This window comes from Ruegeria sp. CJ6 (genome assembly GCF_056536665.1).
On the sequence record NZ_JBQFQB010000006.1, the window covers coordinates 123,918 to 139,770 of the forward strand.

A 15,853-nucleotide genomic window follows, 5' to 3' on the forward strand; every position below is an offset into this window, starting at 1 on the left:
TCTATCAGTTTGAAGGTACGAGTGAATCCGAGGCACGGCTTCAGATGCGCGGTCGCACTGATACCTGCGCATGAACTCAAATTGCCTTAATTTGGGATAATCTATTTGTCCGTTTTTTCGTCGTCTTGGGACAAGATTGTATCTGCCACTGTGGTCGCCGCAGTCACGAAAACACCCAAGCCTACAATGATATACACCATTGTGAAGATTTTCCCCGCCGCAGTTTCAGGTGAGAAGTCACCGAACCCTACGGTCGAAATTGTCACTACGGAAAAGTAGATCGAGTCTAGCCAACTCCAACCTTCGACAAAGTGGTAGAAGACTGAGGCCCATAAAATCATTCCGACTGTGAAGGCAAGAAGGCCTTTCACTCTACCGTCCTTGAAAGCGACGCCTATCCCACGTGTTATTCTAGTTAGCGAATTCATTGTGTCCCCGTCGTTTGAAGAATTCACATATAACAGTAATTAGATGGATGTGGGAAATTGAAGCATTTTAACCGCGTCTAGTTTAATTGGGGTGTCCAGGCGCAGTAGTCAAAGCTAATGCAATGTGCTCGTTTATGAAACGTTAAACGCGTTTCAAGCCAGCTATTTTGAAACTGGGGCAGCAGCACATCCATAATTTGGTCCTTTAACCGTTTCTTGGCCGCCCGACCAATTCCGCAAGAGAAGTCGGCTAAATGGTCAAGGTCATTTAGGGTTCAGCAAAATAAGAAGCCACATATTCCATTAACATGATGCTTTAATGGTCTAGTCTGCCCAAGAAAGGAATCAGAACCTTAGGAGAAAAGCGTGCGGTTCATCACAAAAGGTGTAATGGTTTGTTGCGCTGTCGCGTTCGTCGCGGTTGTTGTGGCATGGCTTTTCCTGTCCTCTGCGTTGTTTTCTTCTGTCAGAACCACTTTTGTTGAAAACCTGATCTCGAAGAAACTTGGTCAGGACGTGTTAATAGAAGATGAAGTGCGTCTAGGCCTTGGTCGGCAACTGCAGGTATCCGCAGCGGGATTGGTACTACCCGGCGCGATCAAGACCGAAGCGAATCTGGCGGCAATCGACAAACTTGAGTTCAATAGTTCTGCCCGCGACCTTTGGAACAGCAAATTGTCGCTGAGTGAGCTTTCTATCTCGGGTGTTCACCTCAACTTGATCACGGACAAAGACGGTGTCGGAAACTGGCAGTCCGCTTCCCAAACGGGCGCTAAAGCCGGGGATCCGGCCAAACCTGCAAACCTGTCTGTGGCTGGAATTCTAACGGACCAAAAAATTGACCTGACCGATGTCACCGTTCTTTACCAGAACGATCTAAACGGGCTTGGTCTGGATCTGCAGCTTCCTGAGCTGAGTTTAAAGCGTGATACAGAAACCGACGTTGTGACCGCGGTTGGGGCTGGTTCACTAAATGGAGAGAAGTTTGATCTGAACGCGAGCATTCCCTCGGACGACCCGTTTCAGGTCGCTGTGAACTTCGAACAGATTGCAATTGCCGCCGAAGAAGTCCCTCAAGAGAACGGGCTACAAGTGAATACGACCATAGAGGTTGCCGAACTTGGTCAGCTTCTTGATATCCTGAAACTCAATCGCGTTCTGGAGGGTTCAGGAAGCATTGGTGCAACATTCAAATCAGTCGACGGCGTAGCCCGGATTGATGACCTGGCTGTATTGACTGAATTGGATGGTGGGCAAAGCCTTTCGCTGACGGGACAAATCGGAGAGTTGGGAAACCCAGAAGACGTATCCCTGATAACCCGCATTCGGTTGTACCCTGAAGATGCTGAACCCGCCCCAGCCGCGTCGCGGTATGATCTAAAACTAATAGCAGTTGACATGGTTATCGATAGCGTACCCGGGCAGGTCCCGCAGCGGCAAATGGTCATTGAAACCAACGGGTTCACATTGGATACCTCTGGTGAAGGGCCGCCCCCGATTAAGTTTTCCGAGCTTTCCAGAACTCCTGAAGGCGCCTTGAGTGTTGGAAACATCAATTTGAGAATTGGGAACCCTGCTGATCCATTTATCATTTTGAACGGTTCGGTCGAAGACGCGTTGCAATTACAAGGCATATCGGCTGACGGGTTAATGGATATACCCGCAAGCAGCTTAATCTCACCAGAGCTTCTGGGACCGGATGATCAACTTGGTCGATTTTCTGGTAACTTTCGTTTGAACGGCGACATCAATCAGCTTTCGCTGACAAATTTGGATGGCCAGACAAGCGAAACGGAACTTTGGAACCTTGAGGTGCATGGCTCTGTCAAAAATGTGCTCAAATTCGAGAACCTGGATTTGGCAATTCAAGTAGAAGTCCCCTCCGGAGCGGACCTGTTAGAAGCCCTATCGCTTGAACGGGTGGAAACTGGACAGGCTATCTTTGAAATTGGCCTTGCCAGCGAAGGAACCGATTGGGATGCGAATGCCAAAGTCAAGGTTGCCGACTCTGTCCTGCAAATTATGGCCGATCTTGATGATGCAACGAGTGATCCTGTACTACAGGGTTCCATAGAGAGTGACTTGATAAAGATAGATCAGATCCGAACCATCGTTCAGGCCGCTGCACAATTGAGGAAAATAGGCGGTCCAGAGCCCGACGAGGAAGACGTCATTGAGGAATCCGGCGACACTAGTCCTCTAAGAGACGTAACACTTAAACCTATTGGGCGTTCAATTCTCTTGTCCGGTATGGATATGGATGTCGACGTTGACCTTCGGCACATAGAGGGTGCCAAAGGCATCAGCAGTTTGCAGAGTGAACTGACGCTCAACGAAAATGAACTCAAGGCCGGACCTTTGAATTTTGAATACGGAGGTGCTCATTTCGATGTCAGCGGACAAATGGATCTATCGAACGACGCGCATCTGCTCACGCTGACCGGCACAGCAGGCGGCTGGCAGCTGGATGAAATTCTTCACAACCTGAACTTCAAAAAGGGTGCAAGCGGTACCATCTATGCAGATTTTTCGGTGACCGGCGGAACCGATTCACCTAAGCATTTTGCCAACAGCATGAACGGCAATGCCACGGTCTCAATGCGTGACGGCTCGATCGAGACCCAGCTTTTGGATCTGGCAGGGCTAGGGGTGCTACCTTGGGTATTTACCAAAGAGAAACAAAAGATTGCTCCGATCATATGTTTGCGTGCACCGATTAGTATTTCGAATGGAAATATTTCGACGAAACAAACCACATTGGAGACAGATCATGTCCAAGTCGTCGTCTTTGGCGGTGTTAATGTAGCGGGCAAGGTTTTGGACCTAAACCTGCAGCCCCGCAAGATTGGCGAACCGCTTTCGAAGAGTCCCTGGCCGGTGACCTTGAAGGGCCCACTAGCGAAGCCGAAGATCAAGGTAAAAGACGGTCCCAAGCGACTGAAACGATCGGATGGTGCGGACAAAATGCCGGCAAAAAGAAAACTTTGCGTTCCGGATATTCTACAACTGCAGTAGTGGCGAAGGCAGTCGACAAAAGAACACAAATAAAGTTCAAAAGCTTAGTTAAGCGTGACCGACACATAGTTCTGCCACCAGTGACAAAACTTTGCCATTTTCGCCTCACTTCTTTCATCTGGTATCCAATTCAACTTCATCTTTTGGGATTACTTCGGGCGGAATGCGGAAATTCGCAGCAGGTGAGAGGGATATCCGGCGAACTTAAGTAGCAAGCATTCAGGCTTAGGTGACTGTGCAGGCTATACTCTGACGAGTCGACCACTCAACCAGAGAACGCCTCACATAACTCCCACAGGACGCTCGTGTTTCGACGTTTTTAGTAAACAACCAATGGTTTTGTACCCCGCCAATGAAGGCTTCTTTTAGCGATGATGTCGTTTTTCCCAAGCCTTGTAGCCAAGCGTTCCTTTCGACCTATCTGATCATGGAAGATAGATTACTGGAGCTTAAAATGAATCGGCACCGGTAGACTGAGGGTTACGACGAAGCGATTAAAACACAATGCGCGCTTCGCCGTACACTGTAGTTACTTCAGATAAGTGTTGAACCAATCAATGGTGCGGTACCAGGCTAGGTTTGCCATTTCCTCGTCATAACGAGGCGTGCTGTCGTTATGAAAACCATGGTTGGCATTATCGTAGATGTAGGCTTGTTAAACCTTTTCGTTGGATTGCAGGGCGGCTTCAAAATCTGGCCAACCTGCGTTGCTGCGCTCATCAAGCTCTCCCATCTGAATCTGCAACGGTGCCTGAATTTTGGCCACATCCTCAACTGCTGGCTGGCGACCATAGAATGGCACGCCCGCCGCCAATTTTGGGGAGGCCACGGCAATTGCGCTGACCACACCACTGCCATAGAAGAAACCCACAACTCATCCCGCCCTGGCTCTGAAACTTCACTAAGCCTTTGATAAAAATTGACACTTTGATCACTGGCGTAGATGCGGGCTGTCGCAGAAAGTTGATCCGCATCCAACTCAAGTTGGTCATTCAACTAGACAAAAAAGTCTAGTTTCTCCGTATCATTCAGGGTGTGGTAGCGCCCTAGGATCGTAGACGCGAGCATGAAGTCTGAAACTTCACCTTCGGCGACAATAGCGCTTCACATAGTTCGGCAATGGACCGTTCGTCATCTTGGCCAGCCTCTTGTCGGGACGCTCCAGCAATTGGTTCAATAGATTACCCAGAAACCAATTCCGCTGCATTTCAGGGCTCCATCTGACTACTCAGGTATTCGCCTGTTCGACGATAGTGATCAACCAGGTGCCGAGTTGCGCTGTCTGCGTCGTGGTTTAATGCGGCGTCCAAGATTTGCTGGTGCTCAGCGGCAATGTCCCGCTTCTTGTAGCTCGAACCGCCAGCCGCCAGATAGCGATAGCGAATGTTCAGGTCGTAAAGCTGCGAGCAATACCGTAGCAGCAACGGCAGTTTTGCATTTTCCAACAAGGCCATATGAAACGCTTTGTGGGCGTCTTCGAAGTCAGGCGCACCTTTTTGACTGGCCTTTTTCATATGATGGTGACGCAAGACTAGCCTGTCCTCCCAAGCTCCGTCTGCATTGACGATGGAAGCGCGCAGCGCTGTTTCCTCGAGGTTGCAGCGCAACAGAAGTATTTCTTCGAAGTTACACTTGCTGACTGGTGCTGCCCGAAATCCGCGCTGATCAATCCGCTCGACCAACATGTCCGAAGTCAAAAGGCTAAGCGCTTCGCGAACCGGACTAGCGCCGGTGTCCAAAAGCCCCCGAAGCTGCTCGATCTTGAGTTTTTGTCCCGGGGGTAATTCTCCGGTCAGGATCATTTCGCGCAGCCTTCGATACGCGCCATGCGTGGCTGATGTCTCTTTACCCTCAGTATCAAGCATGGCGTCCATATCCGACCGTTCCTTTGTTCGCGGCAAAACTTTTGATTGCTCTTAACTGAGGGCACTCGTTCCAGTCGATAGGCCAACTGAAAGGCTCAGCGAGCCTTCGTTGATCATCCAGCGCCGAAGTTCAAATTCGCGCGCACCGCTTTGGTGCATCGGATCGTCCTTGGCCAGTTTTCGGGCAGCCTCAAGACTGTCAGCACGATAGATAATCAGGCCCATCCCCTGCATGTGCTCACCAGTCTCATCCGACATTGGCCCTGCAAAAGCCAGCTGTCCCGCGCGTTCAAGCTGTGCTTGATAGGCCAGGTGGTCAGGAAGTGTCGCCTTTACATCTTCGGGTTTTTTGGCAGGTGTGCTGAGTACTACGTAGAGTTCCAAAGCAAGTGCACCACGGCTTTTTGCTTCTGATTTGTAGTTCGCCCAGGCAACCATTTGCGTCCTCCAAAAATATCGATATTATTTGACATATTGCAAAATAGTCGGCAAAAATCAAGTGAACTGACATGGATGGTGAAAATGAAATACCTGGTGGGAGAGACTTTGGATGGCACAGCGGTTTTTGCTGTAAACGGTGAAAACGCAGTGAATCTAACGGCTTTGAACCCTGTCGTCGGTTCGGATTTGATGGGTTTGATAGCCAAGCCTGAACTGGCCGACTCACTTGCCCCCCAAATTGACGCGGCAGACAGTGTGCCCGTGTCTTCCATCACTCCGGCATTGCCCGTTGCCGCTCCCGGAACGATCATTTGCATGGGGTTGAACTACACGGACCACATCAAGGAAGGCGGGTATGATATCCCGGAGTATCCGACGCTGTTTATGCGTGGGAAGAATTCGATCATGGCGGCAGGGCAACCTATGGTGCGGCCTACCTGTTCCGAGAAACTCGACTACGAAGCCGAGCTTATGCTGATCGTTGGAAAACGCGGCCGTCATATCTCGGAAGAGGACGCATTGGATTATGTCTTCGGCTACACCGTGTTTAACGACGGGTCGCTGCGGGATTATCAGCGTAAAACCGTTCAATGGACGCCCGGCAAAAACTTCGATGACACAGGCGCGATCGGCCCTTTCACTGTAACGCCGGAAGACTTGCCGGAGGGAGCATCCGGCCTGAAAATCGAAAGCCGAGTGGGGGACGAAATCCTGCAAAGCTCGAACACCGCCAACATGATCTGGGGGGTTCGTCAGGTCATCGCGACGATTTCGGAATATACTACTCTCGAACCCGGTGATCTGATTGCGTTGGGTACGCCGCCGGGTGTTGGTCACGCCAAAAAGCCCAATCCACGTTGGTTGAAGCCGGGTGAAACCGTCGAGGTCGAGATTGAGGGCATCGGCATATGCGCCAGCCCCGTCATCGACGAAAAGGACGCCGAGACTAAGGTGGCCGCAGCATGAGCGCACCAACCGGGGCAGAGCTGGAGGCACTTCGCGCAAAGGCGCAGCAAGATCATCGCGATCTGCGCGAGCGCATCCCACGTCTTTCAGACGACGCAATTGCCCTGATCCTCCGCGGATCCAGATCTCATTACGCCTGGACCGACAAGGCTGTTTCTAACGAATTGCTTGAAGAGATCTATGACATCACGATCAACGGCGCGACCAGCATGAACACGCTGCCCGCCCGCTTCGTTTTCGTTAAAAGTGCGGAAGGTAAACAGCGCCTAGCCAAGTCGTTAAAGCCGAAGAACGTGCCAAAGATGATGGATGCGCCGGTCACTGCGATCATTGCTTATGACATGGACTTCTGGAAGGAATTACCTTTTCTTTTCCCGCACGAAGATCGACGGTCACTTTTCGAAAATAATCCCGAATATGTAGCCGATACAGCGTTTCGCAATGGAACGCTTCAGGGCGCTTACTTCATGATCGCCGCGCGTGCGGTTGGGTTGGACGTCGGCGCCATGTCTGGCTTTTCAAACAAGATCGTCGACGAGGAATTCTTCGCGGGTACGACGCTCAAGTCGAACTTCCTTTGCAATCTGGGCTACGCAGACGAAACAGGATTGTTTCACAAGCTGCCTCGCTTCTCATTCGAAAAGGTTTGCTCTTATGCATGAGGAGGTGACCCTGTGGCGATGAAAGTGAAACCTGTCGTAACCTACCGTACGACAGCTCAATGCCCGACACACGCGCGGACTGAGATACCAATTCGCGATCTGGACGTGATTATCGACGAGCCCGTGGAACGAGGCGGAACAAATCTTGGCCCGTCTCCGACCGAAACCGCAATGGCTGCTTTGATCGCCTGTACGAATGTCATCGGGCACAAGAACGCACATCGGTTGGGAGTTGACCTCGGCACTGTGACAATCGACGCGAAATGCAGGCTGGATCGGCGCGGTGTCCTGATGGAAGAGGAGATCGATGTTCCGTTTCCCGAAATCGAACTCACTGTGAAGTGCGATACGCCCGCCAGTCAGGAGGATCTGACACGCGTGGGCGAGGAGACAGCCAAGTATTGCGCCATCGCAAAACTGTTTCAAGCGGCAGGCACGGACCTGACCGTCAACTGGGTCAAAACCAACCAATAAAAATCGACAGGACCCGACTTTCTGGGAGGAGAGAAATGAAAAACTGGACTAAACGCAGCCTAATGGGATTTGCTCTGGCAGGCACCATGGCGTTGCCTCTTGCAGCAGAAGAGACCATTTCCGCCGTCGTGATTGATGGCTATCCCGATCGGGCCTTGTGGGTGAAAGAATTCACCAACTTCTTCATTCCAGAAGTGGACAAGCGGCTGGCCGACTCCGGCAACTACAAGATGAACTGGCAAGAGAACTATGGCGGTTCGATCGTAAAGCCGAAGGGCGTGCTGGAAGGGATCCAGCTTGGCCTTGGCGACATCGGCATTGTCACAACTATCTTCCATTCGTCCAAGTTGCCCAGTCAGGGGATATCGGGGTCGACCCCCTTCGTGTCATCGGACTCTCGCGCGGTAGCCAAAGCCGTGGATGAGATCGCGCGCGAATACCCAGCGATGCAAAATGAGTTCGCTGCACAGAACCAAGTCTATCTGGCGACCGGTGTAGTACTCGATACCTATCAGGTTTTTTGTACAGAGCCGGTCTCGGCTGTTTCTGATCTGGAAGGCCGAAAAGTGGCAGGGGCGGGACTGAACCTCCGATATCTCGAAGGTATCAAAGATGCAGCGGGGGTTCGTGGTGGCCTGACCGATTTCTACAATATGCTGCAAACCGGCCTTGTTGATTGTGCGATGCTGTGGCCTGAAGCAGCCAAGACCTTCAAGATCGCCGAAGTAGCTCCTTACATGCTCAAAGCTGACTTGGGTGCCGTGAACTCCAAGACGATCACGGTGAATTCTGACTATTGGGCAAAGTTGCCGGATGAAGTCAAAGGCGTTCTGCAGGCCGTCGCAATTGACTACCGTGATCATGTGGCCGGCATCGCTATGGACCGGGCTGCGGCCTCAAGGGACGCATACACCGAAGCCGGCGGGACGATTGTCGAAGTTTCGGACGAAGACCGAGCGGCCTGGGCCAACGCAATGCCAAATGTAGCACAGGAATGGGCAGCCACACTGAATGAGAACGGTGAACAAGGCGACGCGATACTGGCCGCTTATCTCGGCAAGCTGCAGGACGCCGGTTTTACCGGAGTGCGTGACTGGACGGCCGAGTAACAGTCTGGCGATCCACGAAAGGGGCCTTTCATGCTGAAGACCGCAGTTGCTGGCTTGTCGCGGGTCGCCAATTCGCTTGCTATCGCCGCCAACGCATTGGGTACGCTTGTCGTCCTTGCGTTGGTGGTCATTCTGAATGTCGATGTCATTGCGCGCGGTCTGTTTTCGGCACCTCTGCGTGGCACCTATGAAATGGTGCAGTTTTCGGTCGTGATGATCGTTTTTTTGCAGCTGGCCGACGTAGTCAGAGTGGATCGGCTGACGCGCTCGGACGGGTTTCTGAACCTGCTACACCACCGCCGTCCTGGGCTAACGGCCAACCTCAGGCGCATTATCAATGCCATCTCCGCAATCTTCATGGGTCTGATTGCTTATGTAACCTTTCCCGAGTTCCTGCAAATGTGGGAGACGCAGGACTACTTCGGAGTTCCGGGTCTTTTTACTCTGCCATGGTGGCCGGTCAAACTGGTCATCGCGTGCGGTACTGCGCTTGCCTGCGTGATCTTCCTGCTCAAGGTTGTCACGGCGCAGGACCGCCCGCATCTAATTCGCGCACCTGAACATGACGAGGCCGCAGAATGACGCCGATTGAGATTGGCCTGATCTCGGTCATAGCCATCGTCTTTCTGATTTACGCAGGCGTTTACATTCCCATCGCATTGGGCGTGGTCTCGCTCGTGTCGATCTGGCTGATGCGGGACAATTTCACGCTTGCGCTCAACCTGCTGAAAGTGGCGGTCGGCGACAGCGCGATGGAATACAGCTTCGCAACCATCCCGTTGTTTACTTTCATGGGGCTCATTGTCTCAAAAGCCGGGTTGGGCAGGGACATCTACGAGGTCATGACCATGCGATTTCGCAAGGTCAAAGGCGGTATCGGTATGGCAACCGTTGGAGCCAACGCCGTCTTTGCCGCAGTGACTGGGTCATCAATAGCCTCCGCATCCGTGTTCACCAAGGTCTCGGTCCCGCAAATGATGGCGCAGGCTTACAACCCGCGCTTTGCTGTTGGCGTGGTCGCCGGGTCTTCGGTTTTGGGGATGATCATCCCGCCCTCGGCGATGCTGATCATCTATTCCTTTGTCGCCGAGCAATCTGTGGGGGACATGTTCCTTGCGGGCGTTATTCCGGGGATCATGCTGGCGATCGCTTATGTAGGCGCGATTTGGGTTATGGGCCGTTTCACCCCAGCATTCGTCGGTGGCCGCGTTGTCGAAGACACCGAGTGGATGTCAGGGCGCGAGATAGCCTCCAAAACACTGCCGACACTGTTCATCATTACCATCGTCCTTGGTGGTATCTACACAGGTTGGTTGACTGCTGTAGAAGCTGGGGCCGCCGGAGCTCTCGTTGCGCTAATCATCGCGGTTGCCCGTAAGTCGATGTCTCCACGCGCATTCTGGGACGCGTTGCTGGAAACCGGTCACATCACAGCCGCGATCCTGTTCCTGATCACAGCCGCTTCAATCTACAGCCGCATGCTGGGGCTGGCCGGGCTGCCCAATCAACTGCAGGATCTGCTTGCGGGGAATTCCGCATCTTTCTGGTCGATCATGCTGCTCTATGTTCTGTTGATGCTATTTCTGGGAACATTGCTCGACACCGCGTCGATCATTCTGATTGTGGTACCGCTGTTCCTGCCCATGGCCGAAGCGCTTGATATGTCGCTGATCTGGTTTGGCATTATCACCGTGGTCGGGGCTGAAATCGGTCTTTTGACACCACCTTTGGGTATATCCTGCTTCGTTATCAAATCCACGATTAACGATGACCGCATATCACTTAAGGACGTGTTCATGGGCGCGCTTCCCTTTGCGTTCGTGATGCTGATCGTTCTGTTCATTCTGATCGAGTTCCCGATCCTCAGCCTTGCCCTGATTTAAGGAGGACAAGATGCGCTCTGTCACCAAAGACAATATCACCGACGTCTTCATGGGGTACCTGTCCAAAGATACTGATCCACGGATGCGTGAAATCATGGGCTCCCTGGTCAAACACCTCCACGACTTTGCGCGGGAAACCAACCTGACGCATGACGAGTGGCGGGCCGGGATTGCGTTTCTGGAAGGCTGCGCTGCGGTGGAAACCGAGGATAGGCATGAATTCGTGCTAGCCTCGGACGTGTTGGGCCTGTCGTCATTGGTTGATATGCTGCATTCCAGTGCCGATGCGACCAGTTCGTCCGTTTTAGGTCCATTTCACGTCTCGGGCGCCCCCCCGCTGCCAATCGGTGGCGATATGAAGCGTCACTACGGCGGGCCGGTTCTACTTGCAGAGGGCGTGATCCGCGATACCGAAGGTAACCCTATTGCCGGGGCAGAACTGGATATCTGGCAAACGGCACCCAACGGCCTCTACGCCAGTCAGGATGAAGAACAGGACACCTATTCTTTCCACGGGCTGATGTCAGTTGGCGATGATGGCAGATATGCGTTCACCACAGTTAAGCCAGTTGAATACACCGTGCCGTCTGACGGGCCAGTCGGTGATATTCTGCGCGCTTGTGGTCGCCATCCATGGAGGCCCTCACACTTGCACTTTATCGTCAAAGCCCCCGGGTATCGCTCACTCGTGACGGAGATTTTTCCGGACAATGATCCTTATTTAGATCAGGATACTGTCTTTGGCGTTCGGGACGATCTGGTAATGACATATGTTGAACGACTTGCATCAGAATTTCCCGATGGCATGGAGCTTTCTGGTAAGATTGCCGAACCTTTCTTGCACGTGAATTTCGACGTGACGCTTGCCAGGGTCTGAATGATATTGAGGAGGCTTGAGGTGCTGAAACATATCTCCATTTTAAGTGCAGCGTTATTTTGCAGTACCGCCGTCGCAGAACAGCGACCGATCTTTGACGCACATATTCACTACAGCCACGATGCCGTCAAACTGGTTCCGCCTGAACAGGTGGCCGAAATCCTTCGAGATGCAGGCGTGCGTAAAGCGCTGATTTCCAGCTCGGATGACAATGGCACTCAGCTATTGTTGGCCGTGGCACCGGACATCGTTGTTCCGGCGCTTCGCCCTTATCGTCGTCGCGGTGAGATCAACACCTGGATGCACGATGAAACTGTAATCGAGTATCTGGAAACAAACCTGGCAAAAAACAACTACGAGGCCATCGGCGAGTTTCACGCTTACGGAGATGACATCAAGACGCCGGTCATCCAGCGTATGATTGCACTGGCGAAAGAGCGGAACCTAATCCTGCACCACCATGGTGATCGCGAGGCCGTTGACTTGATCTTCGAAACATGGCCGGAAGCTCGGGTATTGTGGGCCCATTCTGGGTTTGACGATCCAGCCAGTGTGGTCGATGCGCTAGACATCTATCCCGGGCTATGGGCCGATCTGGCATTTCGTTCGGACATGGTTTCGCGAGGCCGTGTCGACCCGGATTGGAGGGCTGCGTTCCAAGCCCATCCCGATAGGTTCATGGTCGGTACGGATACGTTCGCACCTGAACGTTGGTACTACGTAGGCCCTCATGCCGATTTTTCGCGTGAATGGTTGGATTTGCTGCCGGACCAGATCGCAGACAACATTGCCTATGCTAACGCAGAACGTTTGCTGGCATCAGAATGACCCACTGCGCTGCTTGGTTTCTTATATGGTCCAGCGCGGCGGTTGCTTGTGAAGCGACGGGGCAACGCATGAATTCGGAAGTACAAAACGCACCCAAGGTTTATCTGACGGTCGACGAAATTCCGTTGGCCCAACCGTTTTCGGTGTTGGTTTCAGTTTGTAGTGAAACTGCTGTGGGCCAAATGCGTGTGGATGCAATCATGCCCGCTCATCAACATGGTATGAACTATACTCCCAAGGTTACCGCATTGGACGGCGGAGTGTTCCGAATTGATGATATGTTGTTTCACATGCCGGGTTTGTGGGAGCTGCAAATCGATGTCGACGTCAGTGGCCAATCGGTGTTCTACACGTCAGAAATTGCGCTGAAATGAAGCTGTGGATGACAGCTGCGCTAATTTTTCTGACCGGGGCAGTACGTGCAGATGTCTTGTTGACCGAAGACGAAATTGAACAAACGTTGTCCTTTGGGCCGTGGCCACCATCCTTCCAGCCGGATCCAAGCAATAGATTTTCCAAAGACGCCAGAGCAATCAAGCTCGGACAGGCTTTATTCAACGATCCGGTATTGTCAGTCGATGGTGCATTTTCCTGTGCAAGTTGTCATGATCCTGAACAGGCATTTACGACGCCGGAGGCGCGGGCACTCGGTCGTGATTTGTTGAATCGAAACACACCATCACTGCGAAACCTTGCCGGGCTGCGCTGGTATGGTTGGGGCGGCAAAAGCGATAATCTTTGGGCAGCCAGCCTGCATCCGATCATCGAAGAACAAGAGATGGCGCATAGTGCCGAAAGCCTAAAGATAGCTATCTCTGAAAGTACCTACATTGATGATTTTGAAGCCATATTTGGTCACCTCCAGGATCAAAGCCCTGAACTTTTTCTGGTGAATACTGCAAAAGCTCTTTCTTCTTACTTGGAGACCTTAGCCACCGACCGGACGATATTTGACGATTTTCGCGATGCTTTGGAGCGCCGAGATATTGCAGCGGCTAAGGAATACCCCGAAGCAGCTCAGCGAGGTCTTCAGCTCTTTTTAGGGCGCGGAAAATGCGTATTTTGCCACAACGGTCCGAGGTTTTCCAACAACGAGTTCCATGACGCAGGTGTGCCATATTTTCTGAATGAAACCGAGGTTGACCAAGGTCGGTTCGGAGGATTGAACATTTTACTCTCCAGCCCCTACACATTGGACGGCGACTGGAACGACGATCCGGAAAAGAAAGGTGCCTGGGCCGTGCGAAATGTACGCAGGAGCCATTCTGATTTTGGAACCTTTCGGACGCCCAGCCTGCGGGGAGTGGCTGAAACCGCTCCTTACATGCATGACGGCAGCTTAGGTGATCTGAAATCTGTGATACGGCATTACAGCAAAATTGACACTGAAAGGCTGCACGCCGACGGTGAAGCCATTCTTTCGGAATTGAATTTGCCTGAGCAGGAGATTGCAGACTTAGTTGCGTTTTTGGTCACGCTCTCCAAGGATTCTTAATAAAGCACTGGTATAAAGGGCTTGGGAATGGGCTAATTGGCGAGCTATCTTAGCCTCTTCGTCTCTGGGACTAATTCGCTTCCGAAATTCTTAAACCTCCGCCTTTCACCAGCAGATCCACAATTGCGTCGACCCCGCTTCTGTGACGAAGTGACGAAAACAAGAAGGGCCTTCCTTTACGCATCATTTTCGCATCACGTTCCATAACCTGAAGCGAAGCGCCAACATGCGGTGCAAGGTCGGTCTTGTTGATTACAAGGATGTCTGATTTCGTAATCGCCGGCCCGCCTTTCCTGGGTATTTCTTCGCCTGCAGCGACATCAATCACGTAGATGGTCAGATCCGCCAGTTCCGGGCTGAATGTGGCTGATAGATTGTCGCCTCCGCTTTCAATCAAAACAATATCGAGATCCGGATGACGTGTCTGCATCTCGGCGACGGCGGCCAAATTGATCGAGGCGTCTTCGCGAATTGCTGTATGCGGGCAACCGCCAGTTTCGACGCCGATGATCCTGTCCCGCGGCAGGACCTGCATGCGCATCAGCGCTTCGGCATCTTCCTGCGTATATATGTCGTTAGTAATAACTCCCACCGAACAGACATCGCGCAGCGCTTCAGACAAGGCGGCGGTCAAAGTGGTTTTTCCGGCTCCTACTGGGCCTCCAATACCTACGCGAAGCGGGCCGTTCATACTGGTCATGTGCGGAAAATCCTCGAATATTGTGTTTCGTGCTTCATGGCCGCAATGTCCCCCAAGAACGCGGTAGAGCTTAACTCGTCCAAGCTCGCCTTTTTTGCCCTTTCAGCAATCTGGGCGCACAACGGTGTCAGCTGGCGGATCAACCGCTGCGCATCGGTCTGTCCCAGTGGTACAAGGCGCGTCGCACAGGCGACAAGGTTGCTTGCGAATGCTTGCAGAAACATCTTGGTCGTCAGCAGCAAGGGAAGGTTTTGTAGTCTTGCAGCCCGTCCAATCGAGACGGGGTAGGTGAATTGCCCAAGGTCCAATTCCCAGACACCTTTGGTGACGTTTCCGAAGGCGTGTCCGAGCAACTCGGTTTCCATGAGCCTTTCGGATGTCGCACAAAAGGCGCGCGCCGCGATATCGACGTTGGTCAGTTCTTCTTTATCTTGCGCATTGAAGGCCGCCACAACGAACACAGCATCATTCCACCCAGAGCCATGTTCCAGCACATCTGAAATCCAGGCTTCAGTATCCCGAGAATTCGCGACAGTTCCCCCGTCAATCGCAGCTTCAAGCCCGTGAGAGTAGGCAAACCCCCCAACAGGATAGGCAGGGGACAACCATTGTGTCAGCGTCAGGATGTCGGCGTCAGTGGGTGTGGCCATGGGTCCTGCCGTGGCCATAGGCCCCGCCTTCGGGGGTGAATGGTTCATTCACCTCTCGCACTTTTGCTCCGATTTTAAGAAGCATATCACGGATGACGTGATCGACTTGGATCAACAGGCGAGTCTTTTCAATCTGACAAGGCGTGTGCCGATTGCCGATATGCCAGGCGATACGTGTCAGGTCCGGGGCTGTTACCTCCAGCAACACTTCCGGTGCTGCCTGTATTTCCACTTCGCGACCGTCGTCCAAAACCAACGCGCCACCGTGGTTCAGTGAGGTCGTTTGCGCGAGATCGATGAGAATCTGTTCGCCGCTTTCGCAGGTAAGAACCTTACGCCGCAAAAAACGGTCGTCGTAGGTCAACGAGAGACAGTCTGCCGGATCGCCATGCGTGTGATCCGAATACTGGCGCGCAGTGCAGAGCAGGGCGGTCATACCATCACCTCCTCTGCAGCGGGA

Annotated in this window: 17 protein-coding genes and 1 pseudogene; 11 read left to right on the plus strand and 7 right to left on the minus strand. The window is 52.6% G+C overall.

Annotated features, from left to right (window positions below; all coding sequences use genetic code 11):
* Positions 1–101: 101 nt before the first annotated feature.
* On the minus strand, positions 102–371 hold the full coding sequence (locus ACR0BT_RS17335; protein WP_480439390.1) for a potassium channel family protein: 270 nt from the start codon (positions 369–371) through the stop codon (positions 102–104).
* 423 nt (positions 372–794) lie between these two features.
* On the opposite strand from ACR0BT_RS17335, the gene ACR0BT_RS17340 reads away from it, so the two are divergent.
* On the plus strand, positions 795–3,443 hold the full coding sequence (locus ACR0BT_RS17340; RefSeq protein WP_480763686.1) for an AsmA family protein: 2,649 nt from the start codon (positions 795–797) through the stop codon (positions 3,441–3,443).
* Positions 3,444–3,972: 529 nt separating this feature from the next.
* Here ACR0BT_RS17340 and ACR0BT_RS17345 read toward each other — a convergent pair.
* The 3 genes and pseudogenes from ACR0BT_RS17345 to ACR0BT_RS17355 form a co-directional block, all read right to left on the minus strand.
* Positions 3,973–4,314: pseudogene (locus tag ACR0BT_RS17345) on the minus strand (dienelactone hydrolase family protein).
* 337 nt (positions 4,315–4,651) lie between these two features.
* Positions 4,652–5,308, minus strand: coding sequence for a GntR family transcriptional regulator (locus ACR0BT_RS17350; RefSeq protein ID WP_480763687.1), 657 nt, complete (start codon positions 5,306–5,308; stop codon positions 4,652–4,654).
* A gap of 51 nt (positions 5,309–5,359) precedes the next feature.
* The gene (locus ACR0BT_RS17355; RefSeq protein ID WP_480763688.1) at positions 5,360–5,746 is read right to left on the minus strand and encodes a YciI family protein; all 387 of its coding nucleotides are present in this window, start codon (positions 5,744–5,746) and stop codon (positions 5,360–5,362) included.
* Between the two features lie 84 nt (positions 5,747–5,830).
* Between ACR0BT_RS17355 and ACR0BT_RS17360 the strand changes: the two genes are divergently transcribed.
* The 10 genes from ACR0BT_RS17360 (at position 5,831) to ACR0BT_RS17405 (ending at position 14,043) form a co-directional block, all read left to right on the plus strand.
* A complete protein-coding gene (locus ACR0BT_RS17360; RefSeq protein ID WP_480763689.1) occupies positions 5,831–6,715 on the plus strand; it encodes a fumarylacetoacetate hydrolase family protein in 885 nt (294 codons plus the stop codon).
* Positions 6,712–7,377 carry a malonic semialdehyde reductase gene (locus tag ACR0BT_RS17365; RefSeq protein WP_480763690.1) on the plus strand — a complete coding sequence of 222 codons (666 nt, stop codon included), beginning with the start codon at positions 6,712–6,714 and terminating at the stop codon, positions 7,375–7,377. The genes ACR0BT_RS17360 and ACR0BT_RS17365 overlap by 4 nt, the downstream gene beginning before the upstream one ends.
* An 18-nt stretch (positions 7,378–7,395) precedes the next feature.
* Positions 7,396–7,851: an OsmC family protein gene (locus ACR0BT_RS17370; protein ID WP_170513201.1), complete on the plus strand. Its 456-nt coding sequence runs from the start codon at positions 7,396–7,398 to the stop codon at positions 7,849–7,851.
* A gap of 35 nt (positions 7,852–7,886) precedes the next feature.
* Complete coding sequence (locus ACR0BT_RS17375) at positions 7,887–8,960, plus strand: C4-dicarboxylate TRAP transporter substrate-binding protein (protein ID WP_170392798.1); 1,074 nt, start codon at positions 7,887–7,889, stop codon at positions 8,958–8,960.
* A gap of 30 nt (positions 8,961–8,990) precedes the next feature.
* Positions 8,991–9,542 (plus strand): TRAP transporter small permease subunit, encoded by a 552-nt coding sequence (locus ACR0BT_RS17380; protein WP_480763691.1) that lies wholly within the window; start codon positions 8,991–8,993, stop codon positions 9,540–9,542.
* On the plus strand, positions 9,539–10,843 hold the full coding sequence (locus ACR0BT_RS17385) for a TRAP transporter large permease subunit (protein ID WP_170392796.1): 1,305 nt from the start codon (positions 9,539–9,541) through the stop codon (positions 10,841–10,843). The genes ACR0BT_RS17380 and ACR0BT_RS17385 overlap by 4 nt, the downstream gene beginning before the upstream one ends.
* 10 nt (positions 10,844–10,853) lie before the next feature.
* Entirely contained in the window at positions 10,854–11,720 is an 867-nt protein-coding gene (locus tag ACR0BT_RS17390) for a dioxygenase family protein (RefSeq protein WP_170648633.1), read from the plus strand.
* Positions 11,721–11,741: 21 nt separating this feature from the next.
* Entirely contained in the window at positions 11,742–12,548 is an 807-nt protein-coding gene (locus ACR0BT_RS17395) for an amidohydrolase family protein (RefSeq protein ID WP_170513215.1), read from the plus strand.
* Between the two features lie 68 nt (positions 12,549–12,616).
* Positions 12,617–12,922: a hypothetical protein gene (locus ACR0BT_RS17400; protein ID WP_170392793.1), complete on the plus strand. Its 306-nt coding sequence runs from the start codon at positions 12,617–12,619 to the stop codon at positions 12,920–12,922.
* A gap of 8 nt (positions 12,923–12,930) precedes the next feature.
* A complete protein-coding gene (locus tag ACR0BT_RS17405; RefSeq protein ID WP_480763692.1) occupies positions 12,931–14,043 on the plus strand; it encodes a cytochrome-c peroxidase in 1,113 nt (370 codons plus the stop codon).
* A gap of 70 nt (positions 14,044–14,113) precedes the next feature.
* Here the strand turns inward: ACR0BT_RS17405 and ureG are convergent, their stop codons facing one another.
* Genes ureG through ureE form a run of 3 tightly spaced genes read right to left on the minus strand, consistent with a single transcriptional unit; the run spans position 14,114 to position 15,829 of the window.
* Positions 14,114–14,743 carry an urease accessory protein UreG gene (gene ureG / locus ACR0BT_RS17410; RefSeq protein WP_170392791.1) on the minus strand — a complete coding sequence of 210 codons (630 nt, stop codon included), beginning with the start codon at positions 14,741–14,743 and terminating at the stop codon, positions 14,114–14,116.
* Positions 14,740–15,393: an urease accessory protein UreF gene (locus ACR0BT_RS17415; protein WP_480763693.1), complete on the minus strand. Its 654-nt coding sequence runs from the start codon at positions 15,391–15,393 to the stop codon at positions 14,740–14,742. The genes ureG and ACR0BT_RS17415 overlap by 4 nt, the downstream gene beginning before the upstream one ends.
* Complete coding sequence (gene ureE, locus ACR0BT_RS17420) at positions 15,377–15,829, minus strand: urease accessory protein UreE (RefSeq protein WP_170565436.1); 453 nt, start codon at positions 15,827–15,829, stop codon at positions 15,377–15,379. Before ureE ends, ACR0BT_RS17415 begins: the two co-directional genes overlap by 17 nt.
* Positions 15,830–15,853 lie beyond the last annotated feature (24 nt).

What these genes read in the sequence shown, in the direction of transcription:
- ACR0BT_RS17355 (WP_480763688.1), bottom strand. Translation starts at nt 5,746, where the DNA reads ATGGTTGCCTGGGCGAACTACAAATCAGAAGCAAAAAGCCGTGGTGCA.
- ACR0BT_RS17390 (WP_170648633.1), top strand. Translation starts at nt 10,854, where the DNA reads ATGCGCTCTGTCACCAAAGACAATATCACCGACGTCTTCATGGGGTAC.
- ACR0BT_RS17405 (WP_480763692.1), top strand. Translation starts at nt 12,931, where the DNA reads ATGACAGCTGCGCTAATTTTTCTGACCGGGGCAGTACGTGCAGATGTC.
- ureE (WP_170565436.1), bottom strand. Translation starts at nt 15,829, where the DNA reads ATGACCGCCCTGCTCTGCACTGCGCGCCAGTATTCGGATCACACGCAT.
- ACR0BT_RS17370 (WP_170513201.1), top strand. Translation starts at nt 7,396, where the DNA reads ATGAAAGTGAAACCTGTCGTAACCTACCGTACGACAGCTCAATGCCCG.
- ACR0BT_RS17350 (WP_480763687.1), bottom strand. Translation starts at nt 5,308, where the DNA reads ATGCTTGATACTGAGGGTAAAGAGACATCAGCCACGCATGGCGCGTAT.
- ACR0BT_RS17360 (WP_480763689.1), top strand. Translation starts at nt 5,831, where the DNA reads ATGAAATACCTGGTGGGAGAGACTTTGGATGGCACAGCGGTTTTTGCT.
- ACR0BT_RS17380 (WP_480763691.1), top strand. Translation starts at nt 8,991, where the DNA reads ATGCTGAAGACCGCAGTTGCTGGCTTGTCGCGGGTCGCCAATTCGCTT.
- ACR0BT_RS17375 (WP_170392798.1), top strand. Translation starts at nt 7,887, where the DNA reads ATGAAAAACTGGACTAAACGCAGCCTAATGGGATTTGCTCTGGCAGGC.
- ACR0BT_RS17385 (WP_170392796.1), top strand. Translation starts at nt 9,539, where the DNA reads ATGACGCCGATTGAGATTGGCCTGATCTCGGTCATAGCCATCGTCTTT.
- ACR0BT_RS17400 (WP_170392793.1), top strand. Translation starts at nt 12,617, where the DNA reads ATGAATTCGGAAGTACAAAACGCACCCAAGGTTTATCTGACGGTCGAC.
- ACR0BT_RS17415 (WP_480763693.1), bottom strand. Translation starts at nt 15,393, where the DNA reads ATGGCCACACCCACTGACGCCGACATCCTGACGCTGACACAATGGTTG.
- ACR0BT_RS17365 (WP_480763690.1), top strand. Translation starts at nt 6,712, where the DNA reads ATGAGCGCACCAACCGGGGCAGAGCTGGAGGCACTTCGCGCAAAGGCG.
- ureG (WP_170392791.1), bottom strand. Translation starts at nt 14,743, where the DNA reads ATGACCAGTATGAACGGCCCGCTTCGCGTAGGTATTGGAGGCCCAGTA.